Raw genomic sequence first — 18,571 nt, 5'->3', positions numbered from 1 at the left:
GGAGGTGTGACCTGTGCCACAGCTGACCGCCCTGGACGCCCAGTTCCTGCATTTCGAGACCGCCACCAACGTGCCCAACATCGCCGGGCTGGCCATCCTCGAGGGCGACCTGAACCGCTCGGATCTGCAGGCCCTGCTGGAGCAACGGCTGCCGTACGTGGCGGCGCTGCGCCGCAAGCTCGCGCCGGTGCCGTTCGGGCTGGACCATCCGTACTGGGTGCAGGAGGACGACCTCGACCTCGACTACCACGTGCGCGAGATCGGCCTGCCGCCGCCGGGCGACGAACGCCAGCTCGCCGACCAGGTCTCCCGGCTGCATCCACGCCGCCTGGACCGCGGTCATCCGCTGTGGGAGATCTACCTGATCCACGGCCTGTCGGGCGGCCGCATGGGCCTCTACACCAAGATCCACCACGCGGCCGTGGACGGCGTGGGCGGCGCCGACGTGCTGGCCGCCTTACTCGATCTGACCCCGGTGCCCGCTCCGCCGCCCCAGACCGCCCCCGACCGGGACGAACCCGCGCCCGACGGGCTGGAGATGGTCGGACGGGCACTGATCAGGATGAGCGCCAACCCGGCCCAGGCGGTGCGTTTCGCCGCGCGGGCACTGCCGCACCTGGACGAGATCCCGGTGGTGTCGTGGATCCCCGGCAGCCGGCTGGTCTCGGGGCTGGCGCGCCGCCTGGCCGGATCGGGGAAGCTGCCCGAGCTGCCCTCGCTGCCCGCGCCCCGCACGCCGTTCAGCGGGCCGGTCTCCGCCCACCGGCGCTTCGCCTTCGTCTCCCTGCCGCTGGACGAGATCAAGCTGGTCCGCAAGGCGAACGGCGTCACCGTCAACGACGTGGTCATGGCGGTGTGCGCGGGCGCCCTGCGGCGCTGGCTGGCCGCCCACGGCGGGGTGCCGAGGATGCCGCTGGCCGCCGGGGTGCCGTTCTCGCTGCGCTCGGCGGGGGAGGAGGGGCCGGGCAACCAGGTGGCGATCATGACGGCGCCGCTGGCCGTACACGTGGAAGATCCTCTGGAACGGCTGCGGCACGTCCGTGACTCGATGCGGCGGATCAAGGACAGGTTCTCGCTCGCGCCCGCGCGCTGGCTGCGGGAGTTCAGCGAGTCGATGCCCGCCGCGCTCATGGGGCTGGCCTCGCGTTCGGCGTTCGGGCTGGTGGGGCAGACGGCGCCACCGATCAACGTGGCGATCTCGAACGTGCCGGGCCCGCAGTTCCCCCTGTACGTGTGCGGGGCGCGGCTGCTGACCCACTACCCGGTCTCGGTGATCACCGACGTGAGCGGCGGGATCAACATCACCGCCTTCTCCTACGACGGCTCGCTGGACATCGGCGTCATCACCGACCGGCAGATGGTGCCGGACCCGTGGGAGCTGACCGGATACCTGCGCGAAGCCCTGGACGAGCTGCTCAATGCGGAATGAACCTTTCCGCATTGAGTTCTAGGTTGGGTCCATGGAGCTGAGCCAGAAGGTACTCAACCGCACCACGTTGCACCGGCAGCTGCTGCTGGAGCGCGCCGGCCTGGACGTGCGGGCGGCCCTCGAACGCCTGGTCGCCTTGCAGGGCCAGGAGGCCAACGCGCCGTACATCGGACTGTGGTCGCGCCTGACCTCCTTCACCCAGGACGACCTGACCTCCCTGCTGTACGGCAAGCAGGTCGTGCGCGGCACCATGCTCCGCGCCACCCAGCACCTGGCCGCCTCCGGCGACTACCTCTGGCTGCGGCCGCTGATGCAGGTGCCGATGAGCCGGGCGCGGCAGGCCGCCTTCGGCAGGTCCATGCCGGAGGTGGATCTGGAGGAGCTGGCCAAGCTGGCCCGCGAGCACCTGACCGGGCGGACGCTGACCCGGCCGCAGTTGCGCGACCTGCTGGCCGTGCGCTGGCCGGAGGTGGAACCGTCCGGGCTGGGCTGGTCGGCCCAGTCGTTGCTGCCGATCATCCACACGCCGCCGAACGGGACCTGGAACCGGGGCGGGGCCACGCCGTTCACGCTGGCCGAGGAGTGGCTGGGCCGCGCGCTGGAGTCGTCGCCGCCGGTGGAGCGTCTGGTGACGCGGTATCTGGCCGCGTACGGCCCGGCCGGCGTGATGGACGTCCAGGCCTGGTCGGGCCTGACCCGGCTGAAGCCGGTGATGGAGGCGATGGACCTGGCAAAATATCGCGATATATCCGGCAAAGTTCTCTATGACCTGCCGGGGGCGCCTCTGGTCTCGGCCGACACCCCGGCGCCGGTGCGGTTCCTGCCGTGGTTCGACAACCTCATGGTGGCCTTCGCCGACCGGCGCCGCATGATGACCGACGAGCAGCGCAAGGCGATCTGCGTCGGCTCGGTCATCTACCCCACCTTCCTCGTCGACGGAACCGTCGGCGGCATGTGGGACTTCAAGGACGGCGCCCTGGTCATGGTGCCCTTCTCGCCGCTGCCGGAGACGGCTCGGTCCGAGCTGGCCGAGGAGGGCGCGCGCCTGCTGGCCTTCGCCGGTCACGAGGGCGGGGCGATCGAGTGGCGGACCCCCGGGACCGGGATGCCGATCTAGGGCCGCCCATCGCCGAAGCCGCCGAATATGTCAAGAGCCTCAGCTGATGGAGCTTTGTTCGCCCCGGCGTTGGGTAGCGTGAAAGAGGCAGCCTCACCTCAGCATCCCCATCTAAAAATTTTAGGTCGGTCCTTATTTTAGGTTGACACTACTCTCGTGCTGACCTAAAGTTGGGCCCATCCTAAGTTTGGAGAAGGGTCCCTCTTGCCTCTACTCACCGCGTCACCGACGAAGCCGGCCCACCGAAGCGAGGAGAGCGTCTTGTCCGAAGTAGCAGAGCTTCCCGTCCTGGACGACAGCGCCCCGGGCACCGGCGACTCGGTCAAGGCGTACCTGAAGGAGATCGGCCGCGTCCCCCTGCTCACCGCCGAGCAGGAGATCGAGCTGGCCAAGCGCATCGAGGCCGGCCTGTTCGCCCGCGAACGGCTCGACACCGAGACCGACCTCCCCCTCGACCTGCGGGCCGACCTGGAATGGGTCGCCGAGGACGGCCTGCGCGCCAAGGAGCGCATGCTGGAGTCCAACCTGCGCCTGGTCGTCTCCATCGCCAAGCGCTACACCGGCCGCGGCATGCTCTTCCTCGACCTCATCCAGGAGGGCAACCTCGGCCTCATCCGCACCATCGAGAAGTTCGACTACCGCCTGGGCTTCAAGTTCTCCACCTATGCCACCTGGTGGATCAAGCAGGCCATCACGCGCGCCATGGCCGACCAGGCCCGTACCATCCGCATCCCGGTGCACATGGTCGAGCTGATCAACAAGGTCGCCCGGGTCCAGCGGCGCATGCAGATCGAACTCGGCCGCGAGCCCACGCCGGAGGAACTCGCCCCCGAGGTCGAGATCACGCCCGAGCGCGTGGTCGAGGTCCAGTCCTACAGTCGCGAGCCCATCTCCCTGCATCTCCCGCTCGGCGAGGAGGGCGACAGCGAGTTCGGCGACCTCATCGAGGACACCGAGGCGGTCTCACCGGCCGACGCGGTCTCGTTCACGCTCATGCAGCAGCAGCTCCGGTCGCTGCTGGACGACCTGACCGAGCGCGAGGCGGGCGTCATCACCATGCGGTACGGCCTGGCCGACGGCAAGCCCATGACCCTCGACGAGATCGGCAAGGTGTACGGGGTGACCCGCGAGCGCATCCGCCAGATCGAGTCCAAGACCATGTCCAAACTCCGCCACCCCTCCCGCGCCCTGGCCCTGCGCGACTACCTCAGCTAGCTCAACCGCCCCTGACCTCCGCCCCGGCTGGACTCCCGACCCCCGGCCCATGGGCCGCCCCTCGCCCGCCCGGGACCGCCGTCCCGCGCCGGCACCCGCTCCCTGCTCGGCACCCGCTCCCTGCTCGGCACCCGCTCCCTGCTCGGCGTCCGCTCCCTGCTCGGCACCCGCCCCCTGCCCGGCGTCCGCTCAGGACCCGCCGTCCTGTGTCCGCCGCCTCACCCTGCCCGGCCGGTCCGTTCTCGCGCGCCCGGAACCGCCCTTGGGCGCCGGCTCCGCGCCTGCCGGCCCCGCGAGCGCCGGGTTGAGGCGCCGGGCGGGGTGGAAAATGGGCTGCTTCGCAGGTGGGCGGTCGGTTAGGGTCCGTGCGGTGAGAGACCTGCGCGCGCTGCCCAAGGCACACCTGCACGTACACCTGGAGAGCACCGTCCGCCCCGAGACCTCGGAGGAGCTCGGCGGCCCCGCCGGACGCGGCGGCCCGTTCGCCACCTTCCGCGACTTCGCCGACCACCGCGCCCAGGTCAGGCAGCGCCTGGTCGAACCCGGGCACTTCCGCCGCGTAGCCAGGGAGTTCTGCCAGGACGAGGCGGCTCAGGGGACCCGTTACGCGGAGGTGAGCTTCACCGCGGCCGCCCACGGCGAACGGCTCGGCAGCCCGGACATGCCGCTGGAGTCCGTCCTGGAGGGCCTGGCCGAAGGGCGCCAGTACGGCATCGAGTGCCGGGTGATCCTCGACCACTCCCGCCGCCGCCCCGTCGAACGCCTCTGGAAAACCCTCAAACTTGCCCAAAGCCACCCCGAGGTCGTCGCCATCGGCCTGGCCGGCGACGAGGAGTACCCGCTGGCCCCCTTCACCGAGGTCATCGACGCCGCCCACGCCTCCGGCATCCGCCTGGTCCACCACGCCGGCGAGTCCGCGGGCCCGGACAGCATCCGCGCCGCCCTGGGCCCGGGCCGCACCGCCCGCCTCGGCCACGGCATCCGCATCCTGGACGACCCGGCCCTCACCGCGCAGGTGGCCGCCGCCGGCATCGCGCTGGAAGTCTGCCCGAGCTCGAACGTCCTGCTCAAACTCGTCCCCTCCCTGCCAGAACACCCCCTGCCCCGCCTCCTCGACGCCGGCCTGACGGTGACGATCAACACCGACGGAGAGACGGACCTGGCCACCGAGTACGAGCTCCTGCGAGAGGTCTTCGGGTACGGCGACGCCGTCCTGGCCGATCTCGCCAGAAACGCGGTGAACGCCTCCTTCGCCCCGGCCGCACTCAAGCACCGCCTGAACACCGGCATCACCACCTGGCTCACCACCGCCACGTGATCCGCGCGCTCGCGCACCGGCGGGACACGCCGCCTTCTGCCGCACTGCCCGCCTGTCACACGTACAGGGCGAAGGGCGTCGGGGGCACACCTGTCGCGGTCCGGCGTCACAGAGCGACCGGCGGCGGGTAGCCGGGGATCGGCCGGGGGGCGAGCCAGGGCTCGTGGATCAGCCGGGCGGGGACGTCGGCCAGTTCGGGGACGTGGCGGCGCACGTACGCGCCGTCGGGGTCGAAGCGCCTGGCCTGCCGGATCGGGTTGAACGTGCGGTTGGGCCGGGTGTCGTTGCCGGTGCCGGCGATCCACTGCCAGTTGCCGGAGTTGTTGGCCACCTCGCCGTCGAGCAGCAGGTCGAAGAAGTGGGCGGCGCCCGCCCGCCAGTCGACGCGCAGGTGCTTGACGAGGTAGGAGGCGGTGATCATGCGGGCGCGGTTGTGCATCCACCCCTCGGCGAGGAGCTGGCGCATGCCGGCGTCCACGATCGGCAGGCCGGTCTGCCCGGCCTTCCACGCCTGCAGCGCCTCCTCGTCGTCGCGCCAGTCGTGCCCGCGCGGACGGTAGTCGTCGCGCGCGATGTCCGGGAAGGCGAAGGTGACCTGGTGGTGGAAGTCGCGCCAGCACAGCTGCCTGGTGAAGGGCTCGTTGCCGTGCCCGGCCAGTTCCAGGGGTGACAGGCAGCCGAAGCGCAGGTAGGGGCTCAGCTTGGAGGTACGGTCCCCGGCGAGGTCGTCGTGCCTGTCGGAGTAGTCGTCGAGATGCGCGCCGATCCAGGTACGCATGCGGGCGCGGGCATGGGCCTCGCCGCCGGGCATCGCGCCCCAGCGTGGCGCGTGCGGGATCTTTCCCGGCTCCAGATCGGCCGGGACGGTGATCGTGGCCGGGACCGGCGCGAGCGCTCGCCGTCCGGCTTGGGTCCAGGCCCGCCAGTAGGGGGTGAAGATCCGGTAGTGGTCGCCTCCGGCGGGCCGCAGCAGGCCGGGCGGGACGACGGTCACGCCGGGAAACAGGCGCAGGCCGATCCGCTCGGCCGCCAGCCGCTGCTCTCTGCGGCGGGCCAGGGCGCTGACGTCGGCGGAGGTGAAGACCGCTTCCGCGGCGACCTCCCGGGCCAGGCGCACGGTTTCGGCCACGGTGTCGCCGTGCCGTACGAACAGGTCGGCGCCCTTGGCGCGCAGGTGGTCGCGCAGGTCGGTGAGGCTGTCGAGCAGGAAGCTCGTGCGGCGGCCCGCGGGCACGGCGGGATCGAGCACGAACAGCGGAACCACCGTGCGGGCGCGCTCGCAGGCGGAGCTGAGCGCGGGGTGGTCGTGCAGACGCAGGTCCCGGTTGAACAGGACGATCACAGTATCCATCACCAGGGTGTTCGTGAGCGCCACGGTGCCGGTTGCAACCGCGGGGGGCCGGCGTCCGAAAGAATGATGGACGATGTCGACGGAGAACGCGCCTGCCGAGGAGCCGGGATACGGCATAGGAGCCGTGGCCAGGCGGCTTGGCGTGCCCGCTCCCACGTTGCGCACCTGGAACCTGCGCTACGGCATCGGCCCGAGCCGGCGCAGCCCGGGCGGCCATCGCCGCTACGACCAGGCGGATCTGCGCCGGTTGGGGGAGATGGCCCGGCTGATCCACCAGGGGGTCGCGCCCGCGGACGCCGCGCGCGAGGCCCTGGGTATCCGGCTGGACCAGGCGCCGGCGGTGGCCGAAGCTCCGCGGCCGCCGTCGCCCCGGCCGCCGGAGGCGGCGGTGCCGTCGGCGGACATGCTGGCGCGGGCGGCCGCGGTGCTGGATGGCCGCACGCTCGACGAGGGCCTGTCGGCAGCACTGAGCAGGTACGGCGTGGCGTGGACGTGGCAGCGGCTCGTCCTGCCGGTCTTCGCGACGATCAGCAGGGGCCAGGAGCGCACGGGGGCGGGGATCGAGGTCGAGCACGTGTTCTCCGACCGGGTGATGGCGGCCCTGCATCCACTGATCGCCCGGCCGGCCGCGCCCGTCAACGTCCGTCCGGCGCTGCTGGCGTGTGCCGAGGACGAGCAGCACAGCCTGCCCGTCTACGCGCTGGCCGCGGCGCTGGCGACGCGCTGCCGGGTGGAAAGCCGCGTGCTGGGCGCCCGTACGCCGCCGGCCGCGCTGGCCGGCGCGATGCGGGCGCTGTCGCCGGGGGTGGTGTTCGTGTGGTCGCAGCAGCGGGCGACCGGGGATCCGGAGCCGCTGGGCGCGCTGCCCGCGCTGCGCCCGCCGTACCGGCTCATGGTGGGAGGGCCGGGCTGGCGGGGCGGGTTGCCGCGCGCGGCCGTGCGGGTCGGTTCGCTGGAGGAGGCCGTGCGGGCGATCACCGCCGCGCTGACGTGATCGGCGCCGCGGCGGCGATCACGTTGCGGGGCATTCTGCCGAAGATGAGCCGGTGGAACGGCGCGAGCGCCCGCCAGTACACGTGTCCGGCCAGCCCGTGCGGGTGGAACAGCGCGCGCTGTTCGTAGACCGTCCGCCCGTCCCGGGTGTGGACCCCGAGCTCGAGCCAGGCCAGGCCGGGCAGCCGCATCTCGGCGCGCAGGCGCAGGAGCCGGCCGGGCTCGATCTCCTCCACGCGCCAGAAGTCGATGGTGTCACCGACCCGCAGCAGGTGCGGGTGGCGGCGGCCGCGTCGCAGGCCCACGCCGCCCATGACGCGGTCGAGGGCGCCGCGCAGGCGCCAGGCGACGGGCAGGGAGTACCAGCCGTTCTCGCCGCCGATCGCCTCGATCACCCGCCACAGCGCCTCGGGCGCGACGTCGGTACTCCGGGTGCGGTGGTCGATGTAGAGGCTGCCGCCGGCCCAGCCGGGATCGGTGGGCAGCGGGTCGCTGGGCGCACCGGGGGTGGAGGCCGAGGACCAGCGGGTGTCGACGTCGGCTTCCTTGATCTTCTTGAGTGCCAGCTCGCACGCGTGGCGGAAGCCGATCAGGTTGTCCGCAGGGTCGGGGACGTATCGGGCGATGTCGTGCTCCCGGCAGACGGTCTCGTTGCGCAGCGACTCCACCAGAGGCCGGGCGATGGCGGCGGGGACGGGGGTCACCAGCCCGACCCAGAGGCTGGACAGCCAGGGGCTCAGCAGCGGCACCGGAATGATCAGCCGGGGCGGCAGGCCGGCCGTGGCGGCGTAGCCGCGCATCATGTCGGCGTAGGTGAGCACGTCCGGGCCGCCGATGTCGAAGGCGCGGTCGACCTCGCCCGGCACCGAGGCCCAGGCGGTCAGGTAGCGGAGCACGTCGCGGACGGCGATGGGCTGGGTCCGGGAGTTCACCCATCGCGGGGTCGTCATCAGCGGCAGCCGTTCGGTGAGATGCCTGAGCATCTCGAACGAGGCGGAACCCGAGCCGATGATCACGCCCGCGCGCAGCACGACGGCGGGCACCGCGCCGTCGAGCAGGACACGCTCCACCTCGGCGCGCGAGCGCAGGTGCGGCGACAGGTTCTCGTCGGTCGCCAGCCCGCCCAGATAGACGATCCTGCCCACGCCCGCGGCCTTGGCCGCCTCGGCGAAGGTCTGCGCGGCCCGGCGGTCGGCGGCGGCGAAGTCCCGTCCTCCGCCCATGGTGTGGATCAGGTAGTAGGCCACCTCCACGCCCTCCAGCGCCGCCCGCGTGCCGCCGGCGTCGAGCGCGTCGGCGGCGACGATCTCGGTCTGGGCGGCCCACGGCAGATCACGGAGCCGCGCGGGTGAGCGGACCATGCAGCGTACCCGGTGGCCGGCGGCCAGCAGGCTGGGCACGAGCCGCCCGCCGATGTAACCGCTCGCCCCGGTCACCAGGCAAAGCGCCATGATTCACTGCCCTTCTTCGCGACAAGCCCGCCAGGAGCGGTGTCTCATCCGGCGTCCCCGGCGGCCGGTTCCAGCATCCGTCATGGCGGGCTGATCAGGCGGGCACGTGGTTGCGTAGCCGCAGCGTGTCGGGATAAGGGGAGAAGTAGCTTTGATCGCGTACGTATCCGGCGTCCTGCCCGCGCGCGTGGTGGCGCAGCAACGTGGCGGGCACGCTGAGCGGCACCAGGCCCGCCCGGTAGGAGTCGATGACCGCGAGGAGGTCGTCGCGCCGGGTCTTGTCCAGGGAGAGCATGCCCAGGCAGTGATGCAGGACGTTGACGGTCCTGCCCGGGGTCGCCCTTCTCGCCAGTGACCGGCGGAAGGCGTCTGCGTAGGCGTGAGCCAGTTCCTCGCGCGCGCCGCGGCCCGCACCGGCCACGATCCGGCCCGCCTGCCGGTATCCGGCGGGGTCATGGGCGAGGATCTGCATCTTGTGCCGGGAGTGGAAGGCCACCAGGTCCCTCGGGCGCCAGTCGCCGGCCAGGAGCTCGCGCAGCCGCGCGTGCGCGAAGACCCGCTCGACGAAGGACTCCCTGAGAAGCGCGTCGTTCAGCCGCCCTTCGTCCTCCACCGGAAGCAGCGGATGCGCGCGCAGGATGGTGTCGGCGAACAGGCCCCGATGGCGGCGGTCGATCGGCGGGCCGTCCGGGGGGTAGAGCGCCACCCCGTGGATCCCGCAGGTCGGGCTCTTGGCCTTGAACACGTACCCGTCGACGTCGAGGACGGCGGCGCGGCGCCCGGCCAGGGCGGCCATCCGGTCGGTGAGGTCCCTGCCGGTTCTGCGCACCTTCAGGCGCGGCCCGGCGGACTCGTTCTCCAGGCGCAGGGTGTCGCGCGGCGCGCCCAGCCCCAGCTCCATCTCCGGGCAGATCGGCATCCAGTCTACGAACGGCGCCAGCAGCCCGGTGAGGAACCGGTCGCGGCTGTGGCCGCCGTTGAACCGGACCGGCTCGCCGAGCAGGCAGCTGGAGACGGCGATCACCGGCCGGGTCATGCCGCCACCAGGAGTGTGTGCAGGCGGTGCAGTCCACGCGCGGTCCTGGCCTTGACCGTGCCGAGCGGCACGTGCAGGCGTTCGGCGATCTCGCGCTGGCTGAGCTCGCCGTAGTACGCCAGCTCGATGGCCTCACGCTGCGGATCGGGCAGGACGGCCAGCGCCCGCCGGACCCGGTCACGGTCGGCCAGCCGCTCGATGTCGACGCGCCCGTCCCGCCCCGGCGGATCCGCCACCAGGTCGAGCGAGACCGTGCTCAGGCGCCGTACCCGCAGATGGTCGACAGCTCGCCGATGGGCGATGCTCAGCAGCCACGTCTCCAGGCTCCGGTCCGGGTCATAGCGCTCTCTCGATCGCCACACCTCGGCGAAGACCACCTGCGAGACGTCGTCGACCTCCTGCCACGGGATCAGCCGGCGCAGGTAGGACCGGACCAGCCACGCGTGGGTGCGGAAGCATTCGTTGATCGCTTCCATGGCGCCTCCCGAAAGATAACCTATTCAAAAGTTATTCAACCCCGACGGCCGTCGGCCTACAACCAAGCCGCAGAAGATTCCTCGGGACCGGGCCTTTGCGTCGCCGACATCGCCGCCTTCCTCGGCCCACCCCAGCGCACCAGGCTCGCGTGGCGCCTGAGGCGGCCGGGGATCGTCCCCTTTGGCGCGATCTCCTCACTTGTCACTTTCGCCCAGGGGCTTATTGGATTCAGAATCCAGTTTGGGTCTTGTCGGGCCTGGAGCTCCAGGGGATGGTGAGGGCGCACGGTTCGAAGACCCGGACAAGGAAGGCACGCTCATGGCACGTCGCTCCTTACAGGCTCTCGCCCTGCTCGCCGTACCGCTTCTCGCGCTGGCGCTCACCCCCGTCGCAGCGCACGCCGACCCCACCGTCGAGGCCACCTTCCCGCTGGTCGACCAGGCGGGCCCGCCGCCCGCGGGCGCCGCCGCGCTCGCTCCAGGAGACATCCGGATGGTGGCCGTCCAAAGCGACCAAGGCTGGATCAACTGCCAGCGGCCCTCGCTGTCCACCGGTTTCGGCCCGGTCGCGCAGTGCAGCATGATCTCCGGCGGCAAAGCCCGTTTCGGGCTCTACAGCCCCTTCACCAATGACTTCGGCCCCAACACCGACTGGCTGGACGTGCTCGACGGCCGCGGCTTCCGCTTCACGTGTACGGCCACCGCCGAATCGGGCGGCGCGGTCGGCACCTGCCTGGGCGGCCCGGTCGTCAACACCGCCTTCGGCGGCGGCTACAAGGCCACGCAGTACCAGTCCACCCGGGGTCGCTGGGGCTGGTGGAACGTGGTGACCACCCGGTTCTACCCCGACGGCGACGGCGCCTGGTCACCCCGGGTCAACGACTGACGCCGCGGGAGCGCGCGGGGCGGCCGGCCCGGCCCGCGCGCTTGGCGGCACCCGGTCCGAACCGGCCATCTCAGCGATCATGCCTGGTACCTCACGCCCGGCCTCGTCGCAGCCCCAAGATTCAGTGCTCGCCAACGGGAACTCCACTCGCGGCTCCGACCCTCACTCCTCGGCAACCATGGCAGAGGCTCCATCGGGAACTCCGTCGAGCACGGCCACACGAGAAGCGACCTTCAGAGGTTCCCTATCCTCCGAGTCGTGTCGGTGAGACGGCGCCGGCGGCTCCATCTGTGGCAGGGCGACGGCGAATGCCGGAAGCACCGCCCGAAATCAGGTCGTGGCTTCGTCCTGGTAATGCGACCAGCCCTCATCGAGGAGCCGAAACCCTGCATCGATGGTCGATTCCGGATCGGCGTCGCGGGTGGCGTTGAGTTGTATCTGGAGGGCGAACCGGACGTAGAAGCGGATCTCGTCGCTCGGTTCGGTGAGCCCGAAGTCTGCGGTGATCGCTGCGATCAGGGCGTCTTCGTGGCGGAACCACATGCGTTCGGCGTACTCGACGAGGGCGGGTGTCTGTTCCATCAGAGCGAGCATCTGACTTTGGGGTCCGGACCCGAACCCGGCGATCTCGGCGAGGTAGTGCGCCTTCAGCGCGGCGGAGATCGAGGTCCCCGGCGATCGGTCACGTATCGCGGCCACGAGCTGCTCGTGCCGCTCGTCCTCGTCGCCGAACGCGAGGGCCTCTTTCTGCGGGAAGTGCGCGAAGACGGTGGTCGGCGACACGTCGGCCTTGTCGGCGATCTCGCGCACGCTCACAGCGTCGAAACCACGCTCGAGGAACAGCTCGTGCGCGGCTTCCACGATCAACGCCCGGGTCGCGGCCTTCTTGCGCTCCCGCCGCCCCGCTTGGTGCACATCGCTCATGCCCGCCATCGTACTGGATCCAGCCAATAGTTGGCTTGACACCGAAACTGGTATCGATACAGTAATGAACTGATACCAGCCACCAGGTGCCCGGGACATCCGGACGGCGACTGAAGCGATCAGGCGACGGATCCGGAACGGAAAGGCCGCGGACATCACTTGCGAGTCACCGAAAGAAGGCAACCGTGAACGACCTGAAGACCGAGACGCTCACCCCAGGCGGTCATCGGATGGCGCAACGTCGCACCGCCGGCGCCGTACTCATCGCCGGAGGAGCGATCTTCTTCCTCGCCGAATTCGTCGCCGCCGCGGCATGGACGAATCCCCCCTACAGCTACACCCACCACTACATCAGCAACCTCGGCGTTCACGGCCCGTCCGAGGCGTTCGGGCAGTTCATGTACTCGCCACTCGCGTGGGTGATGAACACCGGCTTCTTCCTCTTCGGAATCACCCTGTTCGCCGGTACCGCCATGCTCAGGGGACTGCGGGGCCGGCGCCGCTGGGCAGTGCTCGCACCGGCGACCCTGCTGGCTGCCGGTGGCATCCTGCTGGCCTTCTTCCCCGGCTCCGGCGAAACAGCCGACAACGCGGCCATCGACTATCACGCACTGGGCGCCTTCGCGGGGATCGTGGGCGGCAACGTGCTCATCATCATGCTGGGATGGCTGCACCGACACGTCGCCATCGCTCAGAAGACCGGCAAGGCCATGGTCGTCCTCGGCGCGATCGGACTCGTGGCCCTGGTGGGCTTCCTCGCCCTCGCCGGCTCAGGGACCAACGTCCTCATCGGCCTCGTGGAACGCTGCGCCGTCTACCCGCTGCTGATCGGCCTCATCTGCGCGGGAGCGTCCATCTGGAACCGCAACACCCCGGAACACATCAGCGGCACACCCTCCCGGCCCGGACGAAGCCACTGATACAAGTGCGAGCGCGGCCTCGACCTGGAGGCGGACGCGCACCCGGGGTGCCCGCGGTGGGCGGTGCCGGCACCCGCAGGACCCTCGCCGTACACGGCCCGGTCCTGAAGATCTTCATCGCCGACCTGACCGCCCTCGCCGCCTCGCTCCCGGTCGCGGCAGGCGGGGCCGTACAGGCTGGCCGATCGCGACGTTGGGCGCAGTCACTTCTGGTGTACTGCCCCGCCTCGGTCCACGACCTTGAGTACCCGGTCTCGTTCGGCGGATCAGGCGGGCGGGCCGGGCGAGAAGACGGGCAGGAAGCTAAGGAAGCCGGCCGACCTCGTCGACGACCGCGACCCTGAGTGTGGCGGACATGTAGAGGACCTTGCCTTCGGGCATGTTCTTCTTCATCTCCGCAGAAGGGGTCTCCTCACCAGATGTGCCGCCGGAGGGGCGGAAAGAGGTGTCGTAGTCGACGACCTGTCGTTCGCCGAGGTACTTGAAGGTCTTCGGGTCGAAGATGAGGTCGTGGCGGATGCCGCGGAACGTCTGGCCGACGGCGATTCCGGGACGCCCGGCGGAGTCCGTCACGTTGTCGTACACCTTGGTGCCGGGGATCTCCGCGGCGGCCTTGAACATCGCGGCGAGCGCCTTGGGGCCGACGTAGGCCTCGCGGATCGTGTCCCCCAGTGTGACGAAGGCCTGAACGTCGGGCGGGTTGCCGCCGTGGCTGTTGCGGTAGAGCCAGTCCTTCATCGCCTTGACGTCCGTGGGCAGGTCGATACGGTACGCGGGTGCGTCCTCGCAGCCTGTCGGCGGCTTGGCGAGGTCGATCTCGTCCTCGATCGGCGCGATCGACGGCGCGGCCCCGTCGTTCTTGTGGCACAGCCACGTGCCGTTTCCTTGGCCGCCCTCCTCACGTACCAGCCCGGCCTCACCGCCGAACGCCGAGAGCCAGACGTGCCGGTGGGAGGCTCCGATGGGCTGACCCTGGCCGCGTTCATCGAGAATCTCGCTCTGGGCGCTCTTCGCCTCGACGTACACGAACTGGCCTCGCGCCGGCTTCAGTTCAGGCTCGCTCGCCGCGTACCGGGACGCCTTGACGAGCACCGCGGGGGCCCCGTCGAGCGCCACGGACGTGTCGGGCACAAGTCCGTGGCGCTCGACGGTCTCGCCGTGGAGACCGGGAATGGTCAGCGCGACGGCTGCGCCTGCGGCCAGGGCGGAGGCGACGAGGGCACTGAAGAGGAGCCTGCGGCGAGGCGGCGTGCGGTGAATGGTGGACAGTTCGGACATCAGATGCTGCTTCCTGGTCTCGTGGCCAGGCAGGTCCCGCCGTGTCGGGATGTTCATGAAAGTTCCTCCCTGAAAGGTTTTTCTCTCCCTTTGTGGCCGGTCGGTGGCGGGGGTTCCAGGAGCTTCGCCCGGAGGCGGCTGAGGCGGGAGCGGACGGTCCCGATCGGGATGTTCAGCGCGGCGGCGGCTTCGGCGTAGGAGAGTTCCTCCCAGACGCAGAGCGCGAGCAGTTCCTGGTCGCGGCGCGGAAGTGTCTGGATGTGGTCGAGGATTTCGCGCATGCGCCGCTGGTCGTCAACGCGTTCCACCACGAGGTCGGCGACCTCGTACGCCGGGACGGGCTTGGGCAGGCGGGCAAGGGCGTCGCCATGCCGTCTCAGCGCGCGCCGGTGGTTGCGCAGGCAGTTGGTCGCCACGCCGTAGAGCCAGGCGAGCAACGAGCCGCCCTCCATGCGGACCTGCGTACGGCGCCGCCAGGTCTCAAGGAAGACCACCGAGGTCAGCTCCTCGGCCACCGACCAGTCGGCCGTCCGGCGGAAGCAGTAGTTGTAGACAGCGCGGCTGTGCCGGTCAAAGAGGTCGCCGAAGGCATGCTCATCGCCGGCGAGCGCCAACGCCCACAACTCGGCATCGCTGTTGCTGGTCACATTCCTCTTGTGTCCGGTGCCGGGGGCCGGTTCCGCCCATGGCGCGATGCATTGGCCGGCCGTAGGGCTTCACCGGATCCCACGGAGAGGGTTCCGGGTCCGGCCTCGCCACGCAGCTCGGTTGACCTGCCTTCCGCGGGATCCGCACGGTCCGGAGATCGCGGCGCGGTCCCGCCCGGCAACGCCAAGGTGCCGCCGCGAGCGCACCGGCAGCGAAGAGGCCTGCCGGCCACCGGCTCAGGGGCTGCCCGGTTGGCGATCAACAACAAGGTGACCCACGCCCGGTAACACCCGCCGGACGTGGCCAGGCGCGAACGGCTCACCCGGCATCGCAGGCCGGTGTCCTGGTACACGAAGCTATGCGTTCACCGCGGCCAGCAGCGTGCGCGCTTCTTCGGCCTCCGGCAGGGAGAGGCGGTCGAAGATCTCCAGTGCTTCGGTGTAGCAGGCGTGACCGTGTTCCTGACGGCCGGTGGCGGTGAGGGACTGGCCGAGGATCATCAGGGCCTTGCCCTGCCAGTGCTCGTCGTCGACTTCCCGCAGCGCGGCCAGGCCCTGCTCGGCGAGTTCGAGGGCGCCGGCGTGATCGCCCAGGGTGAGGTGGATGCCGGCCATGCGGGTGGTGGCCGTGCCGATCCAGTCGAGCTCGCCGATCTCACGGAAACCCGTGACCGCGGTCTCGAACATGCGCAACGCCTCGTCGAGCGAGCCCACGGCCTGCAGCGTGAACGCGAGCTGGTAGGGCGCCCACGGGTGCCGCGGGGTGCCGCCGCCGAGTTCGGCGTGGACGCGGTAGGCCGATCGGGCCGCCTCCACGGCCTGGCCGGGCTCGTCCGCCGCGGCGAGTGAGCGGGCCAGCAGGCCGAGCCAGAGAGCCTCGGCGCCCCTGTCGCCGCTGCGCGAGAAGATGTCCACGCCCCGCCTGATGAGCTCGACCGAGGCCTGGTAGTCGCCGTCGTCGTAGGCCTGGACGCCGAGGGAGGCGGTGGCGACGGCCGTCACGTACTGGTCGCCCCGGGCCAGATCGATGGCCGCCAGGGCGTCGGACCGGCGGGTCTCGCGGTCGGCCGACGACAGGGCCGAACGCAGGTAGCGGGCCAGGCCCTCGGCCCGCGGTTCGTCTCCGGCCCGCGCGACCAGGAGGTCGAGGGTGTGCCGGAAGGCCACCGACTCCGGGGCGACGTCCGTCAGCATGTCCACGATCCAGGCCAGCCGGTAGCGGTCGGCGTGGTCGCGCGTGGCGGCCTGCCGTACCACTGACAGCAGGGCGTCGGTCTCGCCGGGGTCGAAGGCGTCCGGGCACTCGCCGGTGGGCAGCAGGTCGGCGCGCAGGTCGCCGGGGAACAGCGAGCGGAAGCGGTTGGCGACGGCGGCGGCGGAGTAATCGAGCAGCCGGTCGAGAGCCGCGCCGGCGGCGGGATCGACCCGGCTCCTGGCGAACACGCGCAGCAGATCGTGGAAGCGGTAGCGGCCGGGCGAGAGCGACTCGAGCATGCTGACGTCGACCAGCGCCTCGCAGATCGCCTCCGCCTCCAGCTCGGGCAGATCCAGCAGCGCGGCCGCGGCACGCAGCGGCACGTCCGCCATATCCGGTACGGCCAGCAGCCGAAAGGCCCGCGCGTGCGCCTCGTCGAGCTGCTCATAGCCCAGCGCGAACGTGGCCTCGATCGCCAGATCGCCGGCGCGCAGCTCCGACAGCCTGCGCCGCTCGTCGGAGAGCCGGTCGCGCATGCCGGCCACGCTCCAGCCGGGCCGGGCGGCCAGCCGGGCGGCCGCGATCCTGATCGCCAGCGGCAAGAACCCGCAGGCAGCGACCAGATCCATCGCCGCGCCCCGCTCGGCGCTCACCCGCTGCTCGCCCACGATCCTGGTGAACAGCCGCGACGCGGCCACCGGTCCGAGCACCTCCAGGTCCACCTGGCGTGCGCCGGTCAGCCCGATCAGCCGGGCCCGGCTGGTCACCAGCACGCCGCAGGTGGCCGAGCCGGGCAGCAACGGCCGCACCTGAGCCACACCGGCCGCGTTGTCGAGCACCACGAGCATCCGCCGGCCGGCGAGCATCGAGCGATACAGCGCCGCCCGCTCGGCCGGCTCCTCCGGCGCCTCCTCCAGGCCCAGCGCGCGCAGAAACGAACCGAGCACCAGATCGGGTTCCAGCGGCTGGGCGCCCGAGCCGCGCAGATCCACGAACAACTGCCCGTCCGGGTAGTCCCCGGCCAGCCGGTGGGCCACGTGCACGGTCAGCGTGGTCTTGCCCACCCCGCCCGTACCCGCCACCGCGGCGACCACCAGCGCCGAGCTCTCCCCGGGGCGCAGTGCCTCCACCAGCGCCTCCACCTCGCTCTCGCGGCCGGTGAAGTCGGCCACGTCGGCGGGCAACTGCCGCGGAACGTGTGGGGCGGCCGGCGCGGCGGCGGCTCTCGGCCGGGCGGGCGCCCGGCCGAGAGCCGGGTCGGCGCTGATGATCTGCCGGTAGAGCTCGGTCAGCTCTGGGGAGGGGTCCACGCCGAGCTCGTCGGCCAGCAGCTCGCGGGTGCCGGTGTAGACGCCGATGGCCTCGGCCTGCCGCCCGGCGCGGTAGAGGGCCAGCATGAGCAGGCCGCGCAGGCGTTCCCTGGTCGGGTACTCGGCGCACAGGGTGCTCAGTTCGACGACCACCTCGGCGTGCCTGCCTTCGTCGAGGTCCTGGCCGAGGCGGTGTTCGAGGGCGGCCAGCCGTTGCTCGGTCAGGCGGGCGCGCTGGGCTTCGGCGTAGTCGCCGCCGAGTCCGGCCAGGGGCTCGCCCCGCCACAGGGCCAGCGCCTCGGCGTAGCGGCCTTCGCCGTACAGCGTCCGCAGCTCGGCGACATCGCACGTGCCCGCCCGCAACGCGTAACCATCGCCAACGGACACCACGGCATCGGCCGGCAGCACCGCACGCAACCGCGAGACATAGGTGCGCAGCACCTGGACCGCGGTACGCGGGCGCTGTAGACCCCACAGCGCATCCATGAGCTGGTCGCCGCCGACCACCCTGCCTTCGGCGAGCAGGAGTACGGCCAGCACCAGGCGCTGCTGCGGCGAGCCGAGCTCCAGCTCCCGGCCACCACGCCAGGCCTGTACCGGGCCAAGCACCGAAAACCTGAGCTCATCGCCCATGCCCGCCCACCCCCGTCATCCTTCACGGCATGGACGATCACCCTACCGTCCGGGCAAATGGCGGCCTTCCACCCGACCTCCCATGCCGAACCCGCCCGAAACCTACCGCGATCCCGAGACGGCGGCAGGGCCTCACCATGGCTACAGGCCGCTTATGGGTAGTCACGCATGGTAGCGGACAATGGTGCTATGACACGACTGAGCGCGAACATGCTGCTTCTCCTGGTTTGCCTGGTGCTGGTTGGTTGTGGTGCTCCCGTCGGGCGGGAAGCCGAGCGCCCCGCCGGTGACGCGAACACCACAGGCGAGGAGGCCGAGGCGCCCGGTGCCCCCACAGGCGGCGGAGGCGGTGCGGAGGCGTACGGAGCTCCGATCGAGATCCCCGCGAAAAC

14 protein-coding genes and 1 pseudogene are annotated in these 18,571 nt (G+C 71.2%); 7 read left to right on the top strand and 8 right to left on the bottom strand.

Annotated elements, in window-relative coordinates; genetic code table 11:
* Nucleotides 1-13: 13 nt before the first annotated feature.
* The 4 genes and pseudogenes from ACIBKY_RS50170 (at nucleotide 14) to ACIBKY_RS50155 (ending at nucleotide 5,079) form a co-directional block, all read left to right on the top strand.
* Nucleotides 14-1,429, top strand: a complete 1,416-nt coding sequence (locus tag ACIBKY_RS50170; protein WP_397108925.1) for a wax ester/triacylglycerol synthase family O-acyltransferase — start codon at nucleotides 14-16, stop codon at nucleotides 1,427-1,429.
* 31 nt (nucleotides 1,430-1,460) lie between these two features.
* A complete protein-coding gene (locus tag ACIBKY_RS50165) occupies nucleotides 1,461-2,546 on the top strand; it encodes a winged helix DNA-binding domain-containing protein (RefSeq protein ID WP_397108923.1) in 1,086 nt (361 codons plus the stop codon).
* Between the two features lie 309 nt (nucleotides 2,547-2,855).
* A pseudogene (locus ACIBKY_RS50160) lies at nucleotides 2,856-3,761 on the top strand (RNA polymerase sigma factor); the annotation flags it as partial.
* 370 nt (nucleotides 3,762-4,131) lie between these two features.
* On the top strand, nucleotides 4,132-5,079 hold the full coding sequence (locus ACIBKY_RS50155; protein ID WP_397108921.1) for an adenosine deaminase: 948 nt from the start codon (nucleotides 4,132-4,134) through the stop codon (nucleotides 5,077-5,079).
* 106 nt (nucleotides 5,080-5,185) lie between these two features.
* On the opposite strand, the gene ACIBKY_RS50150 is transcribed toward ACIBKY_RS50155, so the two are convergent.
* Nucleotides 5,186-6,430, bottom strand: coding sequence for a cryptochrome/photolyase family protein (locus tag ACIBKY_RS50150; protein ID WP_397108919.1), 1,245 nt, complete (start codon nucleotides 6,428-6,430; stop codon nucleotides 5,186-5,188).
* 73 nt (nucleotides 6,431-6,503) lie between these two features.
* On the opposite strand from ACIBKY_RS50150, the gene ACIBKY_RS50145 reads away from it, so the two are divergent.
* On the top strand, nucleotides 6,504-7,424 hold the full coding sequence (locus ACIBKY_RS50145) for a MerR family transcriptional regulator (protein ID WP_397108917.1): 921 nt from the start codon (nucleotides 6,504-6,506) through the stop codon (nucleotides 7,422-7,424).
* Here the strand turns inward: ACIBKY_RS50145 and ACIBKY_RS50140 are convergent.
* The 3 genes from ACIBKY_RS50140 to ACIBKY_RS50130 form a co-directional block, all read right to left on the bottom strand.
* Nucleotides 7,405-8,874, bottom strand: a complete 1,470-nt coding sequence (locus tag ACIBKY_RS50140; protein WP_397108915.1) for an SDR family oxidoreductase — start codon at nucleotides 8,872-8,874, stop codon at nucleotides 7,405-7,407. The two genes, ACIBKY_RS50145 and ACIBKY_RS50140, sit on opposite strands and share 20 nt — an antisense overlap.
* 94 nt (nucleotides 8,875-8,968) lie before the next feature.
* The gene (locus ACIBKY_RS50135) at nucleotides 8,969-9,910 is read right to left on the bottom strand and encodes a YbgA family protein (RefSeq protein WP_397108913.1); all 942 of its coding nucleotides are present in this window, start codon (nucleotides 9,908-9,910) and stop codon (nucleotides 8,969-8,971) included.
* Nucleotides 9,907-10,386 (bottom strand): RNA polymerase sigma factor, encoded by a 480-nt coding sequence (locus ACIBKY_RS50130; protein ID WP_397108911.1) that lies wholly within the window; start codon nucleotides 10,384-10,386, stop codon nucleotides 9,907-9,909. The genes ACIBKY_RS50135 and ACIBKY_RS50130 overlap by 4 nt, the downstream gene beginning before the upstream one ends.
* 319 nt (nucleotides 10,387-10,705) lie before the next feature.
* Between ACIBKY_RS50130 and ACIBKY_RS50125 the strand changes: the two genes are divergently transcribed.
* Nucleotides 10,706-11,272 (top strand): hypothetical protein, encoded by a 567-nt coding sequence (locus tag ACIBKY_RS50125; RefSeq protein WP_397108909.1) that lies wholly within the window; start codon nucleotides 10,706-10,708, stop codon nucleotides 11,270-11,272.
* Nucleotides 11,273-11,602: 330 nt separating this feature from the next.
* On the opposite strand, the gene ACIBKY_RS50120 is transcribed toward ACIBKY_RS50125, so the two are convergent.
* A complete protein-coding gene (locus ACIBKY_RS50120) occupies nucleotides 11,603-12,196 on the bottom strand; it encodes a TetR/AcrR family transcriptional regulator (protein ID WP_397108907.1) in 594 nt (197 codons plus the stop codon).
* Nucleotides 12,197-12,381: 185 nt separating this feature from the next.
* On the opposite strand from ACIBKY_RS50120, the gene ACIBKY_RS50115 reads away from it, so the two are divergent.
* The gene (locus tag ACIBKY_RS50115) at nucleotides 12,382-13,116 is read left to right on the top strand and encodes a DUF998 domain-containing protein (protein WP_397108905.1); all 735 of its coding nucleotides are present in this window, start codon (nucleotides 12,382-12,384) and stop codon (nucleotides 13,114-13,116) included.
* Between the two features lie 303 nt (nucleotides 13,117-13,419).
* Here the strand turns inward: ACIBKY_RS50115 and ACIBKY_RS50110 are convergent, their stop codons facing one another.
* The 3 genes from ACIBKY_RS50110 to ACIBKY_RS50100 form a co-directional block, all read right to left on the bottom strand.
* Complete coding sequence (locus ACIBKY_RS50110; RefSeq protein WP_397108903.1) at nucleotides 13,420-14,451, bottom strand: CU044_5270 family protein; 1,032 nt, start codon at nucleotides 14,449-14,451, stop codon at nucleotides 13,420-13,422.
* Complete coding sequence (locus ACIBKY_RS50105) at nucleotides 14,448-15,041, bottom strand: RNA polymerase sigma factor (RefSeq protein WP_397108901.1); 594 nt, start codon at nucleotides 15,039-15,041, stop codon at nucleotides 14,448-14,450. Before ACIBKY_RS50105 ends, ACIBKY_RS50110 begins: the two co-directional genes overlap by 4 nt.
* 357 nt (nucleotides 15,042-15,398) lie before the next feature.
* On the bottom strand, nucleotides 15,399-18,179 hold the full coding sequence (locus tag ACIBKY_RS50100; RefSeq protein WP_397108899.1) for a BTAD domain-containing putative transcriptional regulator: 2,781 nt from the start codon (nucleotides 18,177-18,179) through the stop codon (nucleotides 15,399-15,401).
* Nucleotides 18,180-18,571 lie beyond the last annotated feature (392 nt).

This window comes from Nonomuraea sp. NPDC050394, from assembly GCF_044459065.1.
Lineage (GTDB): Bacteria > Actinomycetota > Actinomycetes > Streptosporangiales > Streptosporangiaceae > Nonomuraea.
The sequence above is the reverse complement of the archived record's forward strand: the minus strand, read 5'-3'. Positions and strand labels throughout refer to the sequence as shown.

Coding starts and splice junctions, on each gene's coding strand:
- ACIBKY_RS50165 (WP_397108923.1), top strand. CDS start 1,461: ATGGAGCTGAGCCAGAAGGTACTCAACCGCACCACGTTGCACCGGCAG.
- ACIBKY_RS50150 (WP_397108919.1), bottom strand. CDS start 6,430: ATGGATACTGTGATCGTCCTGTTCAACCGGGACCTGCGTCTGCACGAC.
- ACIBKY_RS50145 (WP_397108917.1), top strand. CDS start 6,504: ATGTCGACGGAGAACGCGCCTGCCGAGGAGCCGGGATACGGCATAGGA.
- ACIBKY_RS50140 (WP_397108915.1), bottom strand. CDS start 8,874: ATGGCGCTTTGCCTGGTGACCGGGGCGAGCGGTTACATCGGCGGGCGG.
- ACIBKY_RS50135 (WP_397108913.1), bottom strand. CDS start 9,910: ATGACCCGGCCGGTGATCGCCGTCTCCAGCTGCCTGCTCGGCGAGCCG.
- ACIBKY_RS50130 (WP_397108911.1), bottom strand. CDS start 10,386: ATGGAAGCGATCAACGAATGCTTCCGCACCCACGCGTGGCTGGTCCGG.
- ACIBKY_RS50125 (WP_397108909.1), top strand. CDS start 10,706: ATGGCACGTCGCTCCTTACAGGCTCTCGCCCTGCTCGCCGTACCGCTT.
- ACIBKY_RS50120 (WP_397108907.1), bottom strand. CDS start 12,196: ATGAGCGATGTGCACCAAGCGGGGCGGCGGGAGCGCAAGAAGGCCGCG.
- ACIBKY_RS50110 (WP_397108903.1), bottom strand. CDS start 14,451: ATGAACATCCCGACACGGCGGGACCTGCCTGGCCACGAGACCAGGAAG.
- ACIBKY_RS50100 (WP_397108899.1), bottom strand. CDS start 18,179: ATGGGCGATGAGCTCAGGTTTTCGGTGCTTGGCCCGGTACAGGCCTGG.